Origin of the sequence: Haloferax elongans ATCC BAA-1513 (assembly GCF_000336755.1) — an archaeon.
Taxonomy (GTDB): domain Archaea; phylum Halobacteriota; class Halobacteria; order Halobacteriales; family Haloferacaceae; genus Haloferax; species Haloferax elongans.
In genome coordinates this window covers 50710-67779 of the sequence record NZ_AOLK01000011.1, presented here as the reverse complement: position 1 = coordinate 67779, position 17070 = coordinate 50710, and the positions used below count along the sequence as shown (strand labels likewise).

The following is a 17070-nucleotide window of genomic DNA, read 5'->3' as shown; positions in this document are numbered from 1 at the left end:
CCAAATTGGACAGTTTCAACCCCACTCTTTATTTACTACCTTCTCATGAAGCTCAACCGTGATGAAGCACCACAATCTACACAGAACTGGTGAAAAAGAACCACTTTGTCCACCAATCGAATTTGGAGGTGGACACGCGTGATTCCCTTGCAGGTCGACCCGGCGGTCGTCGCGCAGGGTATCAACTACGTCTGGATACTGGTCGTCTCGTTCCTCATCTTCTTCATGCAGCCGGGCTTCGCACTGCTCGAAGCCGGGCAGGTTCGCGCGAAGAACGTGGGGAACGTCCTGATGAAGAACATGACCGACTGGGCGCTGGGCGTCCTCGTCTACTTCATCGTCGGTGCGGGCGTGGCGACTATCGTTGGCGGACTCACCTCGCCGGGTGGCTTCGACGCGGCCGCCGCGTTCTCCTACATCGGAGACTCCGGCACGTGGATTGACTGGCTCTTCGGGGCCGTCTTCGCCATGACCGCCGCGACCATCGTCTCCGGTGCGGTCGCAGAACGCATGGACTTCCGCGCCTACGTCGTCTTCGCGGCGACCATCACGGGATTCATCTACCCCGTCGTACAGGGCCTGACGTGGTCCGGCGGCCTCCTCTCCGGTAGCGGCTTCCTCGGTGCCGCACTCGGTGTCGGCTACCTCGACTTTGCCGGTGCGACCGTCGTCCACATGTGCGGTGGCGTCGCCGGTCTCGTCGGTGCAAAGATGGTCGGCCCGCGTAAGGGGCGCTTCGACGAAAACGGCGAGAGCCAGCCCATTCCGGGCCACTCGATGCTCCTCGCCGTCCTCGGAACGCTCATCCTCGCGTTCGGCTGGTACGGCTTCAACGTCGGCACGCAGGCGACCGTCCTCGCGGCGACCGAAAGCGGCGGTCTGGAGTTCATGGGTGCCGCACTCGGCCGCGTCGCACTCGTGACCACCCTCGGCATGGGTGCTGGCGCAGTTGCCGCGATGCTCGTCTCGACGAGCTACCAGGGCAAGCCCGACCCACTCTGGATGGCGAACGGCCTGCTCGCCGGACTCGTGGCTGTCACGGGCGCTGTCCCCCACGTCACGTGGTGGGGCGGTCTCGTCCTCGGCGCACTCGGCGGCGCAATCGTCCTGCCCGCCTACCGCTGGACGGTCGATTCACTGAAGATAGACGACGTGTGTGGCGTCTTCGCCGTCCACGGTGTCGCCGGTGCGGTCGGCACGGCCCTCATCCCAGTGTTCGCGGTCGGCGACTTCTCCGCCACGCAACTGGTCATGCAGGTCGCTGGCGTCGGCATCATCGCCCTGTGGACCATCGCCGCCTCCGCCGCCGTCTTCGCGCTCACTGATGCCATCTTTGGCCTCCGCGTCTCGGAGGAAGAAGAGCTCGAAGGCCTCGACATCGGCGAACACGGCGTCTCGGTCTACCCCGAGTTCGTCGGCGACTCCGGTCCCGACCGTGGGCTCGGCACGCCCGCGAAGGCGACTGCGACCGACGGCGGTGTCACTATCACTGAGAACACGACGGAGAACGGAGGTGAAGACCAATGAGCGACGAATCCGATGACATCAAGCTCATCATGGCCATCATCCGGCCCGACAAACTCGCCGACGTGAAGACCGCGCTTGCCGAAGTCGGCGCGCCCTCACTGACCGTTTCGAACGTCTCCGGCCGTGGCTCGCAACCCGCCAAGAAGAGCCAGTGGCGCGGCGAAGAGTACACGGTCGACCTCCATCAGAAGGTCAAAATCGAGTGCGTCGTCGCCGACGTCCCCGCCGAAGACGTGGCGAACGCCATCGCCGATGCGGCCCACACCGGCGAGAAAGGCGATGGAAAGGTGTTCATCCTTCCCGTCGAGGGCGCACTACAGGTTCGTACCGGAAAGACCGGCCGCGACGCAGTCTGAACCGCGCGCGAGCCCCCACGCGAAACCGTTTTTTAACTCGGCCCCAAGCGACCTGACGATGAACGGTGTGCCGTCGTGCTGAGCGTCGAACTCCTCGGAGGTCTCGCTATCGCGCTCGCCGGGATGCCAATTGCGGGTCTCGTCGTCACTCGCTATCGCGCGTCGCCACCTGACACACGGCGCGACCTTCTCGCAAGCGACGCGGTCAAGTGGCTGCTTTTGGCCGTCTTATGCGGGTACGTCGTCTTTGTCGAGGGGCGACCACTGTCGTCGATGACGGGGCGCTCGTTCGACCTCGGTTCGTTCGCGATTATCGTCGTCACCGGCACTATCGTCCTGTTCACGGCGAGTGCGGTGACGACGCCACTGTTCAATCGCTTCGGCGTCGGCGGACTCGAAGGAGAGATGTCGCAGTTGACGTCGCTGTCGCGTCGCCAACGAATCTTCGTGGCCGTGACCGCTGGCGTCACCGAAGAGGCGCTGTTCCACGGCTACGCAATCGAGCGACTGCTCGAACTCACTGGGAGCCCGCTTCTCGCCGGTGGCATCTCGTTCGTGGCGTTCACTCTCGGCCACGCAGTCGGCTGGAATCGTGGCGCAGTGGCTCGAATCGCAGTTCCGGCGCTCTTGACGACGGTCCTGTACCTCATCGTCCGCGACGTGGTCGCGTTGATGGCGATTCACTCGCTGAACAACGCGGCGAGCCTCCTGTTGGCAGGGGCGCTCGCGACCGATTCGCCGGGTGCCGGAGGCGTCGCTGACGCCACCAAATCCGCTGACGGGACGGCTTCACAGAACGACGAGTCGAGCCAGTAAGCTCTTTCCCCCGAGCGTTCGAACCGCCGCGTATGAACCACGACGAGTCACGCGGGCTGTACGACCGTGCGCTCTCAGTCCTCGCTGGCGGTGTGAACTCCTCGGTTCGGGCCACGAAGCCGTATCCGTTCTTCGTCGAGCGCGGTGACGGCGCACACGTCATCGACGCCGACGGAAACCGCTACATCGACTACGTGATGGGCTACGGGCCGCTGCTCTACGGCCACGACGCCCCCGAACCGGTGCAGGCCGCCGTCCAGAAGCACGCCGCTGCCGGGCCGATGTACGGCGCGCCAACCGAAATCGAAGTCGAACACGCCGAGTTCGTCGCGAGACACGTCCCCTCGGTCGAGATGATTCGCTTCGTCAACTCCGGGACCGAAGCGACCGTCTCGGCAGTGCGACTCGCCCGCGCGGCCACCGGCCGCGACAAAATCGTCGTCATGCAAGGCGGCTACCACGGCGCACAGGAGACCACGCTCGTTGAGGGTGGACCCGACGGTGTGTCCCCGAGTTCACCCGGTATTCCGTCGTCGTTCGCTGAACACACGATTCCCGTCCCGTTCAACGACCCCGAGACGGCTCACGAAGTGTTCGAGGAACACGGCGAGGACATCGCGGCGGTCCTGACCGAGCCAATCCTCGGCAACACGGCCATCATCCACCCCGTCGACGGCTACCTGCAGACGCTCCGTGACCTCACGGACGAACACGGCGCGCTCCTCATCTTCGACGAGGTCATCACGGGCTTCCGCGTCGGCGGTCTGCAGTGCGCGCAGGGTAAGTTCGGCATCACGCCCGACCTCACGACGTTCGGGAAGATTATCGGCGGCGGGTTCCCCGTCGGCGCAATCGGCGGCCGGGCCGACCTCATCGAGCAGTTCACCCCCGGCGGCGACGTGTTCCAGTCCGGCACCTTCTCGGGTCACCCAGTCACGATGGCCGCGGGCCACGAGTACCTGAAGTACGCCGCCGAAAACGACGTGTACGACCACGTCAACCGCCTCGGTGAGAAACTCCGCCGCGGCATCACCGACATCCTCGAAGACCAAGCACCCGAGTACACGGTCGTCGGCACCGACTCGATGTTCAAGACGGTGTTCACGCGTCACGGCGCACCCGACCGCGCCGACGCGTGCAACGACGGCTGTACGCAACACGAGGCGTGTCCGAACTACGACTACTGCCCAAAGACCGGCGCGGACGTGGCGAAAGCCGAGACCGACCGCTGGGAGCGCGTCTTCTGGCAGGAGATGAAAGACCAGGGCGTGTTCCTCAGTGCGAATCAGTTCGAAGGCCAGTTCGTCTCCTACGCGCACACGGACGAAGATATCGAGGAGACGCTGGAAGCGTACAAGGAAGCGCTGTAGTCGCACCGAGGGAGACCTGAGAGTCGCCCGCAAGAGACACTGCATCCCGGATTCTTCTTCGATTCACCGCACACGGACTCCCATCCGATGAGAATGATGTCATATTGTTATCTAGAAGAGAGTCGTACCTTGGGGTGAGGCGTGAAACTCATGGCACATTCCAAGAAACACCCAGATAGTGATGATAGCGCGGCAGTAATACCCGAAATCGTGGACCGGGAACCGACGACTGTCGTCGGTATTCAGACCCACTACGAGGGCGACGATTCGATTTTCGAGGCCCTCTGGCAGGAGTTCGGCCAGCGCTGGGACGAATTCCAGTCACTTGCCACCGGCGACGAGGCGTTCGGCGTCATGACCGACGTCGATTTGGAGACGATGGAGTTCGACTACACTGTCGGTGTCGCGGTCGACACCCCAGATGAGGTCCCGGACGAACTCGTCACCGTAGACGTTCCAGGTGGAAGCTACGCAGTCTTCGAGACGACACTCGAACGCTTCGAGAGCGACCACGAAGCAGTCCTCAGCGAGTGGCTACCGCAATCCGGATACGAACACGGGGCGAGCCCGGAGTTCGAACTGTACGGCCCCGAGTTCGAGTCGGGAGACCCAACGTCAGCGTACGACTACTACGTTCCTGTGACCCCGACCGAGTAAGCGATGAGCCTGCTCGCGGCGGTCGTGATTTTTGTCGTCGGCTTCGTCTCGGGTATCGTCGTCCGAGCAGTCGCCGGACTCGCGGCGATTATCGCGCTTCTCTTGGTCGTCTTCGGCGTCGCAGCGCCCGACATCGGCCTCGTCGATTTCATCGTCACCCAGTACTACTCGGGAAACGAACTCCTGTTCCTCGCCGGACTGTTGTTCGGCCTCGACGCCAACAACACCAGAGAAGTCGTGGTGGAGCGCTGAGTTCTGCGGCCCGCAACTCACGCGTCTTCGACTCACAACTCATGCGTCTTCGACCCGGAGTCTCGCTTCCGCCTGTTTCCAAAACGGCGGGTAAGCCATCACGAGACCGAATACGACGCCGACAGCCCACGCGAGGGCGATTCCAGGGACGTTGCTTTCCAGTTGGAAGAAGACGAGAAGCGTCGTCGAGATGACTGTCGTGACGAGACCGACGACCCAGACACGAACGACGAGTCGGAGTCGAAGCGGGCGAAAGAGAACGATACCGAATCCGACGATACCCGCGGCGATGAGCCCGGAGAAGTGCGGAAGGGCAACACCGAGCGACGAGACGAGTAGGTCCAATGGGCCGACGACTGCGGTCAATCCGAACAAGAAGAGTGCGACGACGACGACGTCGCCGACCTGCTGGAGCAGCGAACCGAAGAGAGAGGTACCGGAGTCGTCGGGGGAGGGCGTGGCAGAGTCGCCGTGGGAGGAATTTGAACCGTCGCGGGAGGGCATGCCGGAATCGTCGCAGGCGGCGGCCATTCGTTTTTCCCTTCGTTCGACACGTCACACCTCAGCGTGTCGGACGCGAACTGGAGGGCTTTTCAACGCGGGACGCAGACAACAGCGTATGACTAATCGGACGCTTCGCCTCGCGACGCGAGGGTCGGCGCTCGCGCGCACACAGGCGGCGAGCGTACAGGACGCGCTCGCGAGTCGGCGACTCGACGTGGAGCTCGTCGAAGTCGAGACCGAGGGGGACAAGATTCAGGACACGCTCATCCACCGACTGGGCAAGACGGGAGCGTTCGTCCGTGCACTCGACGAGCGCGTTCTCGACGGAGAGGTGGACGCCGCGGTCCACTCGATGAAAGACATGCCGACCGAGAAGCCGAACGGCCTCGTCGTCGCGGGCGTTCCCGAGCGCGCGCCAGCCGGTGACGTGCTCGTGACGCGCGAGGGCCACGACATCGACGACCTACCGGAGGGCGCAGTCGTCGGCACCTCGTCGCTCCGGCGGCAGGCGCAACTGCTCAACTACCGCGACGACCTCGAAGTCGAGCCACTCCGAGGCAACGTGGACACCCGCGTCGAGAAGTTGCTGGCGACGCACCTCCAGCGCGAACACGAACAGCGCGTCGACGACGACAAAGAACGGCAGGGAAAACACGGGAAGACCGACCACGACGGCGAGTTCGACCAGCGCGTCGACGAGTGGTTCGACAGCCTTTCCGAACTCGAACGGCAGGCGATGGAGCGCAAGGTCGACACCGAGTACGACGCTATCGTCCTCGCCGAAGCGGGACTCAAGCGAAGCGGACTGCTGGACAAGGTCTCCTACGCGCGACTCCCCCGCTCGGACTTCGTGCCCGCACCCGGACAGGGAGCTATCGCGGTGACGGCGTCCGACGAAGAGATTATCGACCTCGTTCACGACAAACTGGACCACGCGCGAACGCGCGTCGAGACGACGGTCGAGCGAACAATTCTCGCGGAGCTCGGCGGCGGCTGTATCGCACCGGTCGGCATCCACGCGCTCGTACAGGGCAAACACGTCCACGTGGACGTGCACGTCCTCGCGACCGACGGCTCCGAGGCCATCAAGACGACCCGCGACCTGCCGATTGGAAACCACGCCACCGCCGCCCGCGACTTCGCCGCCGACCTCCGAGAGCGCGGCGCTGGACAGCTTATCGAGGAAGCGAGCGCGGACGCCGAGGACGAGTGAGATGACAGGGGCAGAACGCGGCACCGACGACACAGACGCCGAATCAGTCGGGACAGTCCACCTCGTCGGCAGCGGCCCGGGCGACCCGGAACTGCTGACGATGAAGGCCGCACGCCTCATCGACGAGGCGGACGTAGTACTCCACGACAAGCTCCCCGGCCCGGAGATTCTCGGCATGATTCCGGCCGAAAAGCGCGAAGACGTCGGCAAGCGCGCCGACGGCGAGTGGACGCCGCAGGAGTACACCAACGCACGGATGGTCGAACTCGCACGCGACGGAAACGACGTGGTTCGCCTGAAAGGCGGCGACCCGTTCGTCTTCGGCCGCGGCGGTGAGGAGATGGAACACCTCGCTGAGAACGGGATTCCGTTCGATATTGTCCCCGGCATCACCTCCGCCGTGGGCGGCCCCGGTTCCGCCGGTATCCCCGTCACGCACCGCGATTACGTCTCGTCTGTCTCGTTCGTCACCGGTCACGAAGACCCGACGAAAGACGAGTCGGCAGTCGATTGGGAGGCGCTGGCGGCGACCGGCGGCACGCTCGTCGTCCTCATGGGCGTCGGCAAACTCCCGCTGTACACGAGCGAACTCCGAGACGCGGGGATGGACCCCGAGACGCCCGTCGCACTCATCGAGCGCGCGACGTGGCCGGAGATGCGCGTCGCCACGGGCACCCTCGACACCATCGTCGACGTGCGCGACGAGGCCGACATCGAACCGCCGGCTATCACCGTCATCGGCGAAGTTGCGGGCGTTCGCGACCGCGTGAAGTCGTTCCTCCGCGACGGCGGCATCGACGCGCTGGCTGAGACGGCCGCGAGCGACACACCGAAGTCGAACGCGAGCGAGGAATCGAGCGAATGACCCAGCAAGTTCGCGCTGCCGTCTTCCGCCCCGACGACGACCGCCTCGCGGACGCCGTCGAACTCCTCGACTCGCTCGGTGCGACACCAGTCGCCGACCCGATGCTGGCTATCGAGCCGACGGGCGCAACACCCGAAGACGCCGAGTTCGTCGTCCTCACGAGTAAGACCGGCGTCGAACTCCTCGCGGCCGACGGGTGGAATCCGGGCGAAGCAACATTGTGCTGTATCGGCCCGACGACCGCCGGTGCCGCGCGAGACGCTGGCTGGGAAGTCGAACACGTCCCCGAGGAGTACACCTCCGCCGGACTCGTCGAGTGCCTCGCAGACGACGTTGCGGGCGCGACGGTCGAAGTCGCCCGCAGCGACCACGGGAGTCAGATCCTCCTCGACGGCCTTCGAGACGCCGGTGCCGACGTTCACGAGACGGTTCTCTATCGACTCGTGCGCCCCGAAGGCTCGGGCGGGGCAGCAGTCATGGCGGCCGACGGCGACCTCGAAGCCGCGCTGTTTACCTCGTCGCTGACAGTCGAGCACTTCCTCGACGCCGCCGCAGACCGCGGCATTCGTGACGAAACTATCGCCGGGCTGAACGACGCCATCGTCGGTGCTATCGGCCCGCCGACGCGCGAGACGGCAGAATCACACGGTATCGAGGTCGATATCGTCCCCGACGAGGCGACCTTCGACGCCCTCGCCTGCGACGTGGTCGAGACGGCCGCGCCGACGTACCACGAGTGAGCGGCGACACCTCGGGTGTGACAGACACCGGGAACACGGGTGACACCACGGGTACGGGCGACACTGGAGGTCCGGAGACACGCCCGTCCCAGCGTGGGTCGTGGCGGGCTGTCGGCGCAGTCGCCGGGTGGCAGACCGCAGCGAGTCTCTGTTACTACACGCTCTTTGCCGCCACGGGGTTCGTCCGCGAGGCGTTTTCCATCTCGGAGTCGCTGGTGGGGCTCTTCCTGACCGCCGGACTGCTCGGCTACACCGTCGCGCTGTTCCCGAGCGGTGCGGCCGTCGATGGCTTCGGTGAAAAACCAGTGATGCTCGGTGGGTTGCTCGCGCTCGCCGTCGCGCTCGTCGTCGTCTCATTTACGCCAGCAACCGGGTCGTACGCCCTTCTGTTGGGAGCAGTCGCCCTGCTCGGGGCGGCCTACTCCACGGCGATGCCCGCATCGAATCGGGGTATCGTCGCCGCGGCACCTGCCGGAAGCAAGAACCTCGCGATGGGACTCAAGCAAGTCGGCGTCACCGCCGGGAGCGGCGCGTCGTCGCTCATCGTCACCGGTATCGCGGCGTTCGCGGCGTGGCAGGTCGGCTTCTGGCTCATCGCCGTCGTCGCGGTCGGGTACGCACTCGTGTTCGCCGTCAGCTATCGTGGGACCGACGGGACAGGTCGCCTCGAACCGCCGGAACTCGCCGGTCTCGGAAGCAACCGAACCTACGTCGCACTCGTCGCGGCGGGACTCTTCGTCGGCGCGTCTATCTACTCGATGCTCGGGTACACCATCCTCTACGTCGAGGACGTGGTCGGCGCGAGCGCGTCGATGGCGGGTATCGTCCTCGCGGCGACGCAAGTCACGGGCAGCGTCGGTCGCATCGGCGCTGGAAGCCTCGCGGACCGACTCGGCGGCGCAAGCGGCGCGGCGACTGTGGCACTCGTCCAGCTTACGGGTGCGACCGTTCTGTTTGCCCTGCTCGCCGGGTCCGGCGGGTCGCTGGTACTCACACTCGGCGTCTTCGTCGCGCTCGGCCTCACGATTCACGGCTCGACCGGCGTCTTTTACTCCTGTCTGAGTAGCGTCGTCGACGACGACGACATCGGCGCGGCGACCGCCGGCGGCCAGACCGCCATCAACGCTGGCGGGCTCGTCGCACCACCACTGTTCGGCGCGTTAGTCGAGTTCTCTGGGTACGGCGCTGGATGGGCGATGGTTACGGTGTTGACTGTCGCTGCGGCCGTGTTGCTATTCGTCGTGACGCGACGGCTCTGAACCAACACACCGCCTCCCCCGTTTTCTCCGCAGGTTTTTGTACCAAGACGTGACCACCTCGTCACAGCATGCCCGTCTCACGAACAACCGGACTCCCAACCCGGACAGCCGAACCAACCACGAACAGCCAGCGTTTATGCCGGTGACGACGAGAGTATCGAACTGATGGACGGACCCGTCCCCGACCTCACGGCCCACGCCACGGCGTGTGCAGACCGCCTCCGCGACGCCGACAGCGTGCTTCTCGCTTCGCACATCGACGCCGACGGGTTGACCAGCGCCGGCATCGCCTCGACCGCGCTCGAACGCGCCGGGATTCCGTTCGAGACGGTGTTCTGTCGCCAACTCGACGCGGCGTCGGTCGCCGACATCGCCGCGACCGACTACGACACCGTTCTCTTCACTGACTTTGGGAGTGGCCAACTCGACATCATCGCCGAGCACGAGGCCGCAGGCGACTTCCACCCGGTCATCGCCGACCACCACCAACCGGCCGAGGGCGTCGAGACGGAACACCATCTCAACCCTCTCCGGTTCGGTATCGATGGCGCGACCGAACTCTCCGGGGCGGGCGCGAGTTACGTCCTCGCGCGGGCGCTCGAACCCGAGGGCGGCGACAACCGCGACCTCGCGGCCCTCGCCGTCGTCGGCGCAGTCGGCGACATGCAAGACTCCGACGGCGGCCTCCACGGCGCGAACGAAGGCATCGTCGAAGAGGGTATCGAGGCAGGTGTCGTCGACGAGGGAACCGACCTCCTCATCTACGGCCGCCAGACGCGACCGCTTCCCAAACTCCTCGAATACGCGACCGACGTGCGGATTCCGGGCATCTCCAACGACCAAGCGGGAGCCATCGAGTTCCTGACCGAACTCGACGTGCCCTGCCGCGACGACGACGGCGAGTGGAAGCGCTGGGTCGACCTGACGGGCGACGAGCGACAGACGCTCGCCAGTGCCCTGATGCGCCGAGCCATCGCCAGCGGCGTTCCCGCCAGACGCATCGACGACCTCGTGGGGACGACCTACGTCCTGACGCAGGAAGCCGAAGGGACCGAACTCCGCGACGTAAGCGAGTTCTCGACGGTGTTGAACGCGACAGCCCGCTACGACCGCGCGGATGTCGGTCTCGCGGTCTGTCTCGGCGACCGCGACCGCGCTCTCGACCGGGCGCGCCGACTCCTCCAGAACCACCGCAAACATCTCTCGAACGGGCTCAACTGGGTGAAAGACCACGGGGTGACGGTCGAAGAGAACCTCCAGTGGTTCGACGCGGGCGACGCGATTCGCGAGACAATCGTCGGCATCGTCGCCGGGATGTCCGTCGGTACTGACGCGACGCGCGCTGGGATTCCTGTCCTCGCGTTCGCCGACAAGGAAGACGGCGAAGTGAAAGTCTCCTCGCGCGGGTCGTACGTGATGGTTCGCAAGGGTCTCGACCTCTCGGCGGTCATGCGCGAGGCGTCTCGTGCAGTCGGCGGCGACGGCGGCGGCCACGACGTCGCTGCGGGCGCGACGATTCCGAAGGGCACCGTCGAGGAGTTCATCGCCGAAGCGGACCGCATCGTCGGCGAGCAGTTAGCGTAGAGAGCGAAAGTCGGACCTCTCACTCGTCGACTGGGTTCGCTCCGAACCTCGCCGGTACCCAGTTTTGACTGTCGATTGGCGGGCGTTCGTATCCGGTGTTGTCCTGTCTGGGCGGGAGTTCGATCGGGTCGGGCGTGAGGTCCTCGTAGTCGATTTGGTCCAGCAGGTGTGAGATACAGTTCAGTCGCGCGTGGCGTTTCACGTCGGCGTGGACGACGTTCCACGGTGCCTCGTCGATGTCAGTGTGTTCGAACATCTCGTCTTTCGCCTTCGAGTACTCGACCCACTGCGAGCGCGCTTCGAGGTCCATCGGGCTCAGTTTCCACCGCCGCTTCGGGTCGTCGGAGCGCTTCTGGAAACGCCGTTCCTGTTCGTCGTCGCTGATAGAGAACCAGTACTTGATGAGAATCGTTCCCGACCGGACGAGCATCCGCTCGAACTCCGGGCAGGTTCGGAGGAACTCTTCGTACTCCTCGTCGGTACAGAAGTCCATCACGCGCTCGACACCCGCGCGGTTGTACCAACTTCGGTCGAAAAGCACCATCTCTCCCTCTGTCGGTAACTGCTCGACGTAGCGCTGGAAGTACCACTGTCCCTGTTCGCGGTCGGTGGGCTTTCCGAGCGCGACGACGCGTGCGACCCGCGGGTTGAGCCGTCGCGTGATTCGCTTGATAACGCCGCCTTTCCCCGCGGCGTCGCGCCCCTCGAAGACGACACAGACTCGGAGGTCGTTTTCTTTTATCCAGTACTGGAGTTTGACCAACTCTTCTTGCAGCCGGTGGAGCTCGCGCTTGTAGTGTTTCTTCTTCAGAACACCGTCGTCAGTGTACAGGTCCGAGTCGGTCGCCATACACAGATTGTGTATTCAGTTAACAAATAACAAGCGGCTCACTCGATTCCTCCACGACTCACTGTCTGTCCGGCTCCCAATTCGCACGCCAATGTACATTCAATATCGCGGTATCTGGTTTATCGGTGCTGATTTACTGACTCTCTCAGAATCCGGAATAGTCGCAAATTCTCGCTCGTACCCACCGAAATCCGCGAAATCCTCATATTGGATGCTTGTGTATGACACGGTACCGGCCGTGCCGGTCGGTCGGGGGGACGCCGATGGCGACAGCAAAATCGAACAGGTTCGAATACGAGTACCCGGTTGGTTACGAACCGGAGGTAGAGACAGAGACGGTCGAGCTGAACCGTCGAACCGTCGAGCGACTCGACGCGCTGTGCGAGGAGGACGAGTCGCTAGACGAGCTAATCAACGAGTTGGTATCTATCCACGTCGCAAGCGAGCTTCTCGCAGCGCGCGTGGACAGCCCACTCGTCGAGTGACGCATCGCGTCGCTCGATTTCCTACATCTGAGGCGCTCGCTGAGAGGAATCACTCTGTCGCCAGCTGACAAGGATGAATGAATAGACGCTATACGAAACGAGCGCGAGGCGAGGTTCAATCGCTCTCCAACGTTCTGGCGGCCATCAAAAAGGGAACATGTGGAGTCAGTCCGCCTGCATCGAGTGCTTCGAACTCGACGCGAGCAACTCACCATCGAACAGTGCGCGTTCGAGTGAGAACGCACCCGGTCCCAGCAACACGACGACGAGAGCGACCAGACACAGCGTGAGCGTCAATTCGACGCCGCCATCCGAAGCGGGGTATCCGTTCGGGAGGTGGACGAGCACCGTCGCAGCGAACATGACGACGGCGACCAACCCGCCCACGACGCGGACGAGCAACCCGACCAGCAACAGGAGCCCGCCGAAGAGTTCGACGAGGCCGACACCCCAAGCGACCGCAGTCGGCAGTGGAACCCCGAGGTTCGCCAAGAACCCTGCAAAATTCGAGATTCCCATGGCTTTCGGGCCGACTGCAAAGACCTTCCCAACACCAGAGATGAGGATGGGAATCGCGAGGGCGAGCCGAACGAGCACTGAGGACCACTCCATGGCCGTCTCAGACGATGAGCGACGAGACATGAGTTACGGCACCTCACTTGTCGGACAGTTCTGCGGACAGTCTGTTTCGGTAGGAGGTACTTCCATCCCAGTCCTACAATCAGTTAGAAGATTAATATAATATTTGCAACATTATTGTGTGTCTCAACACATCGTTCGAGAACACTATTCGCGCGAGCGGAGCGTGCACCGGCCAATCGTCCGATTTTTTGCTGGCAACGGGAAAGCACTGGTATGAGCGACTTCGACCCCGAGAAGTTCGAAGACAAATACGTCCACTACTTCCCTCAGCTCCAGCGAGCGTACAAGAACGCGTTCGAGACGATGAACGACGAGTTCGACTCGACGCTCATCCACGGCATCGACCAGCAGATTCTCAACGAGTCTGAGCCCTTCTACGAGGACGGCGACTTCGTCGTCGAACTCCCGAAAAACCCCGGCGAGCGGCTCACTGCCGTCGTCGTGGACGATGACAAGCTCGATGCGGTTCTCGAACGCTATATCGACGAAATCGAGGCCGAACTGCACCGCGTCTTCGGCGTCGAAGCCTAACCCGAACCAAAGGCCTAAGCCCGTTCACCCCGAAGCCGCGCCCATGAGCACGGAGACGCAGGACGGCGAGGACGACCTCAAAGAGCGTGTCGTTAATTTCCTCCGCCGCAACTTCCCGCAAATCCAGATGCACGGCGGCAGCGCAGCCATTCGTGACCTCGACCGCGAGTCGGGCGAAGTCACGATTCTCCTCGGCGGTGCCTGCTCCGGCTGTGGCATCTCCCCGATGACCATCCAGGCCATCAAGACGCGAATGGTCAAGGAGATTCCCGAAATCAACGAAGTCCACGCCGACACCGGTATGGACGGAGACGGCATGGGTGGCGAGAGCCGCGGCGGGAGCCCGTCGTTCCCCGGCGACACCACCGACGACCGCGAAGACGACCAAGGCCCGCAAGCGCCCTTCTAAGCGGCTGCAGTTCGGTTCTAGCGTGTCGTTCGACTGACGCGCATCCGAGAACAGGAGTTTTATCGGCGACTACGCCCCACCGTGGGGTATGACCGCCGAGTCGCCCGAGAACGTCCTCTTCGTCGTCATGGACACGGTCCGAAAGGACCACCTCACCCCGTACGGGTACGACCGACCGACGACGCCGGGACTCGAGCAGTTCGCCGAGGAGGCGACCGTCTTCGAGCAGGCCGTCGCGCCCGCGCCGTGGACGCTGCCAGTCCACGCGTCGTTGTTCACCGGGATGTACCCGAGTCAACACGGTGCCGACCAGGAAAACCCCTACCTCGAAGGCGCGACCACCTTGGCCGAGACACTCTCGGCCGCCGGGTACGACACCGCCTGCTACTCCTCGAACGCCTGGATTACGCCCTACACACACCTGACCGACGGCTTCGACGAACAGGACAACTTCTTCGAAGTCATGCCGGGCGACTTCCTCTCCGGGCCGCTGGCGAAGGCCTGGAAGACGATGAACGACAGCGACACCCTCCGCGCGCTCGCCGACAAGCTCGTCAGCCTCGGCAACACCGCCCACGAGTATCTCGCCGGCGGTGAGGGTGCCGACTCGAAGACACCCACAGTCATCGACCAGACTATCGACTTCATCGACGACTCCGAGGAGTTCTTCGCCTTCATCAACCTGATGGACGCACACCTCCCGTACCACCCGCCGAAGGAGTACGCCGACGAGTTCGCACCGGGCGTCGATTCGTCGGAGGTGTGCCAGAATTCCAAGGAGTACAACGCCGGAGCCTACGAAATCGAAGACGACGAGTGGGAGGACATCCGCGGCCTCTACGACGCCGAAATCGCCCACATCGACGACCAACTCACCCGCCTGTTCGACCACCTCAAAGAGACCGGCCAGTGGGACGACACCATGGTCGTCGTCTGTGCCGACCACGGCGAACTCCACGGTGAGCATGGCCTCTACGGCCACGAATTCTGCCTCTACGACCCGCTCATCAACGTCCCGCTCATGGTCAAGCACCCGAAACTCGGGGCAGAGCGCCGCGAGGACCAGGTCGAACTGGTGGACCTCTATCACACGGTGCTCGACTCGCTCGGCGTCGAAGGCGGCGAGCCCGCGAGTCCCGGCGACGACGCTATCGCCCTCGACCGGACGCGGTCGCTCCTCTCGGTGGACTACCGCGACTTCGCCAAGGCGACGAATGACGACCCCGGCCAACTCCGCGACGGCGAGTACGCGTTCGTCGAGTACTCGCGTCCCGTGGTCGAACTCAAGCAACTCGAAGAGAAGGCCGCGAGCGCGAACATCGTCCTCGGCGAGAACACTCGGTTCTACTCGCGGATGCGGTCTGCACGGCGCACGGACGCCAAATACACCCGCATCGACCGTATCGAAGACGAGGCGTTCCGTCTCGACACCGACCCCGAGGAGTTAGAGAACCTCGCCGACTCGGACGACGAGGCCATCCGCGAGACCGAAGCCGCGCTCGCGGAGTTCGAAGACGAAATCGGCGGCGCGTGGACCGACGCGCTTGATACCGACGTTTCAGACGATTCGGTCGACCAGATGGACGACGAGGCACAAGAGCGCCTTCGCGACCTCGGCTACCTCGAATAGCGGCTGTCTTTCCGCCCTACCGAAGCCCTTCTCCTCGTTCCCACGCCCGCAAGAGCGCCGTGAGCGTCCGATTCGTCGGCACCTCGAAGTTGTGGCGGGTGGCACTGTCGACCACGGCACCGTTGATGGCGTCGACTTCGGTTCGCTTACCCGCGTCTACGTCTTGCAGCATCGACGAGCGGTTCGCAGCGGTCTTCTCGACGACCCGGTCGATAGCGTCGCGTGCCACTCGGTTGGGCAAGCGAACGCCCTCTAACCGAGCGACGCGGGCCGTCTCGCGAGCGGCCAGATGAGCAACGTCGTGCGCGTCATCGCTGGCGAGCGCGCCGTTTTCGACCCGCGCGAGTGCGGTGACGGCGTTGATGCCCGCGTTGACGGCGAGTTTCTCCCAGCGACGCCGCGGCATGTCCGAGGCGACGAGCGTGTTGATGTCGGCGTCGCGGAACGCCTTTCCGACACGTTCTGCGAGCGGAGAGGGTCCGCCACCGAGCGCGCCGAGAACGACGCGGCCGATTCCGGTACACTCCACGCGACCCGGGTCGACGAGGCGAGCGCCGTAGGTCGCGGTTCCGGCGAGAACAGGCACATTAAGGGCCGATTCGAGAGTTTCCTCGGTCAGTCCGTTTTGCAGTGAGAGGACGGCGTCGACGTCGCACTCGGCAAGTGACTCGGCCGCGGCGTCCGTGTCGAACGATTTGACGGTTACCAAGGCGAGGTCGGCGTCGTGGCCCGTCTGTACCGTCGTCGCATCTGGGGAGACGTGCCGAGATTCAGCGCCGACGATGTCGAGGCCAGCCTCAGCGACCCGCGAGGCGTGAGGGTCGCGGGCGACGAGCGTCACGTCGTGGACCGACGCGAGAAGTCCGCCGATGAGCGTCCCGAGACTGCCCGCGCCGAAGACGAGGATACGCATGGCTGGACGTACACGTCGGGCGATAAAAATCGAGGAGTCTGCGGGCCGCGCGTCTCAATCTTCGGTCCAGTAGTAGATGTTCTCCCGCTCGGTGCCGCAGTTGGGACACGTGTCGGGTAAGTCGTTGACAGAGCCCATCTCGCCGCACTCGTCACACCGCCACATCAACTCCGCCTCGCCGAACTCGTGGCCCGCGCGCTCGTGTTCGATGGACATCCCCTCGATCCCCTCGCGGGTCGTGACGAAGAAACCGTCCTCGTCGAAGCCGCGGATGGTTCCGATTTCGATTCCGTCCTCGGTGTAGACCGTCATTCCGACCGTTGGCTCACTTTTGGTTGCCATATGCCCACATTAGTCATGCAACGACCTAAATTCGAATGGCCACCGAGCCGCACTTGTGGCTGCGACAGCGACCCGAATATAAGTAATAAACTGAATAGCGCGATATAGAATTAGAGAAGAGGCTG

At 63.9% G+C, this 17070-nt stretch carries 20 protein-coding genes; 15 read left to right on the top strand and 5 right to left on the bottom strand.

The genetic code is table 11. From position 1 onward, the window contains the following. Positions 1–138 precede the first annotated feature (138 nt). The 6 genes from C453_RS02600 (at position 139) to C453_RS19870 (ending at position 4978) form a co-directional block, all read left to right on the top strand. Complete coding sequence (locus tag C453_RS02600; protein WP_008322551.1) at positions 139–1527, top strand: ammonium transporter; 1389 nt, start codon at positions 139–141, stop codon at positions 1525–1527. After that, positions 1524–1883: a P-II family nitrogen regulator gene (locus C453_RS02595; RefSeq protein ID WP_008322547.1), complete on the top strand. Its 360-nt coding sequence runs from the start codon at positions 1524–1526 to the stop codon at positions 1881–1883. Before C453_RS02600 ends, C453_RS02595 begins: the two co-directional genes overlap by 4 nt. 75 nt (positions 1884–1958) lie before the next feature. Further along, positions 1959–2699 carry a CPBP family intramembrane glutamic endopeptidase gene (locus C453_RS02590; RefSeq protein ID WP_008322546.1) on the top strand — a complete coding sequence of 247 codons (741 nt, stop codon included), beginning with the start codon at positions 1959–1961 and terminating at the stop codon, positions 2697–2699. Between the two features lie 32 nt (positions 2700–2731). Next, a complete protein-coding gene (hemL, locus tag C453_RS02585; protein WP_008322545.1) occupies positions 2732–4069 on the top strand; it encodes a glutamate-1-semialdehyde 2,1-aminomutase in 1338 nt (445 codons plus the stop codon). Positions 4070–4219: 150 nt separating this feature from the next. Next, positions 4220–4726, top strand: a complete 507-nt coding sequence (locus tag C453_RS19460) for a GyrI-like domain-containing protein (RefSeq protein WP_152418003.1) — start codon at positions 4220–4222, stop codon at positions 4724–4726. Between the two features lie 3 nt (positions 4727–4729). Beyond that, complete coding sequence (locus tag C453_RS19870) at positions 4730–4978, top strand: hypothetical protein (RefSeq protein WP_008322543.1); 249 nt, start codon at positions 4730–4732, stop codon at positions 4976–4978. A gap of 39 nt (positions 4979–5017) precedes the next feature. Here C453_RS19870 and C453_RS02570 read toward each other — a convergent pair whose 3' ends face one another. Continuing rightward, the gene (locus C453_RS02570; protein WP_008322542.1) at positions 5018–5509 is read right to left on the bottom strand and encodes a hypothetical protein; all 492 of its coding nucleotides are present in this window, start codon (positions 5507–5509) and stop codon (positions 5018–5020) included. A gap of 88 nt (positions 5510–5597) precedes the next feature. Here C453_RS02570 and hemC point away from each other — a divergent pair, with 88 nt between their 5' ends. From hemC to C453_RS02545, 5 genes are all read left to right on the top strand, one after another. Further along, a complete protein-coding gene (gene hemC / locus C453_RS02565) occupies positions 5598–6695 on the top strand; it encodes a hydroxymethylbilane synthase (protein WP_008322541.1) in 1098 nt (365 codons plus the stop codon). Between the two features lies 1 nt (position 6696). Beyond that, positions 6697–7560, top strand: a complete 864-nt coding sequence (gene cobA / locus C453_RS02560; RefSeq protein WP_008322540.1) for a uroporphyrinogen-III C-methyltransferase — start codon at positions 6697–6699, stop codon at positions 7558–7560. Further along, positions 7557–8300, top strand: coding sequence for a uroporphyrinogen-III synthase (locus C453_RS02555; RefSeq protein WP_008322539.1), 744 nt, complete (start codon positions 7557–7559; stop codon positions 8298–8300). Before cobA ends, C453_RS02555 begins: the two co-directional genes overlap by 4 nt. Then, complete coding sequence (locus tag C453_RS02550; protein ID WP_008322538.1) at positions 8297–9559, top strand: MFS transporter; 1263 nt, start codon at positions 8297–8299, stop codon at positions 9557–9559. The genes C453_RS02555 and C453_RS02550 overlap by 4 nt, the downstream gene beginning before the upstream one ends. Positions 9560–9724: 165 nt before the next feature. Continuing rightward, the gene (locus C453_RS02545) at positions 9725–11143 is read left to right on the top strand and encodes a DHHA1 domain-containing protein (protein WP_008322537.1); all 1419 of its coding nucleotides are present in this window, start codon (positions 9725–9727) and stop codon (positions 11141–11143) included. 19 nt (positions 11144–11162) lie between these two features. On the opposite strand, the gene ppk2 is transcribed toward C453_RS02545, so the two are convergent. Further along, positions 11163–11993, bottom strand: coding sequence for a polyphosphate kinase 2 (gene ppk2 / locus C453_RS02540; protein ID WP_008322536.1), 831 nt, complete (start codon positions 11991–11993; stop codon positions 11163–11165). Between the two features lie 263 nt (positions 11994–12256). On the opposite strand from ppk2, the gene C453_RS02535 reads away from it, so the two are divergent. Next, positions 12257–12478, top strand: a complete 222-nt coding sequence (locus tag C453_RS02535; protein WP_007544074.1) for a DUF7557 family protein — start codon at positions 12257–12259, stop codon at positions 12476–12478. A gap of 165 nt (positions 12479–12643) precedes the next feature. On the opposite strand, the gene C453_RS02530 is transcribed toward C453_RS02535, so the two are convergent. Next, the gene (locus tag C453_RS02530; RefSeq protein ID WP_008322534.1) at positions 12644–13090 is read right to left on the bottom strand and encodes a DoxX family protein; all 447 of its coding nucleotides are present in this window, start codon (positions 13088–13090) and stop codon (positions 12644–12646) included. Positions 13091–13333: 243 nt separating this feature from the next. On the opposite strand from C453_RS02530, the gene C453_RS02525 reads away from it, so the two are divergent. The 3 genes from C453_RS02525 (at position 13334) to C453_RS02515 (ending at position 15690) form a co-directional block, all read left to right on the top strand. Then, entirely contained in the window at positions 13334–13651 is a 318-nt protein-coding gene (locus C453_RS02525; RefSeq protein ID WP_008322533.1) for a DUF5783 family protein, read from the top strand. Between the two features lie 43 nt (positions 13652–13694). After that, on the top strand, positions 13695–14060 hold the full coding sequence (locus C453_RS02520; protein WP_008322532.1) for a NifU family protein: 366 nt from the start codon (positions 13695–13697) through the stop codon (positions 14058–14060). An 88-nt stretch (positions 14061–14148) separates the two neighbouring features. Then, entirely contained in the window at positions 14149–15690 is a 1542-nt protein-coding gene (locus C453_RS02515) for a sulfatase (protein WP_008322531.1), read from the top strand. Between the two features lie 16 nt (positions 15691–15706). Here the strand turns inward: C453_RS02515 and C453_RS02510 are convergent, their stop codons facing one another. Both C453_RS02510 and C453_RS02505 read right to left on the bottom strand, forming a co-directional pair. After that, on the bottom strand, positions 15707–16603 hold the full coding sequence (locus tag C453_RS02510) for a ketopantoate reductase family protein (RefSeq protein ID WP_008322530.1): 897 nt from the start codon (positions 16601–16603) through the stop codon (positions 15707–15709). Positions 16604–16657: 54 nt separating this feature from the next. Continuing rightward, positions 16658–16945, bottom strand: a complete 288-nt coding sequence (locus C453_RS02505; protein ID WP_008322529.1) for a DUF7130 family rubredoxin-like protein — start codon at positions 16943–16945, stop codon at positions 16658–16660. Between the last annotated feature and the right edge of the window lie 125 nt (positions 16946–17070).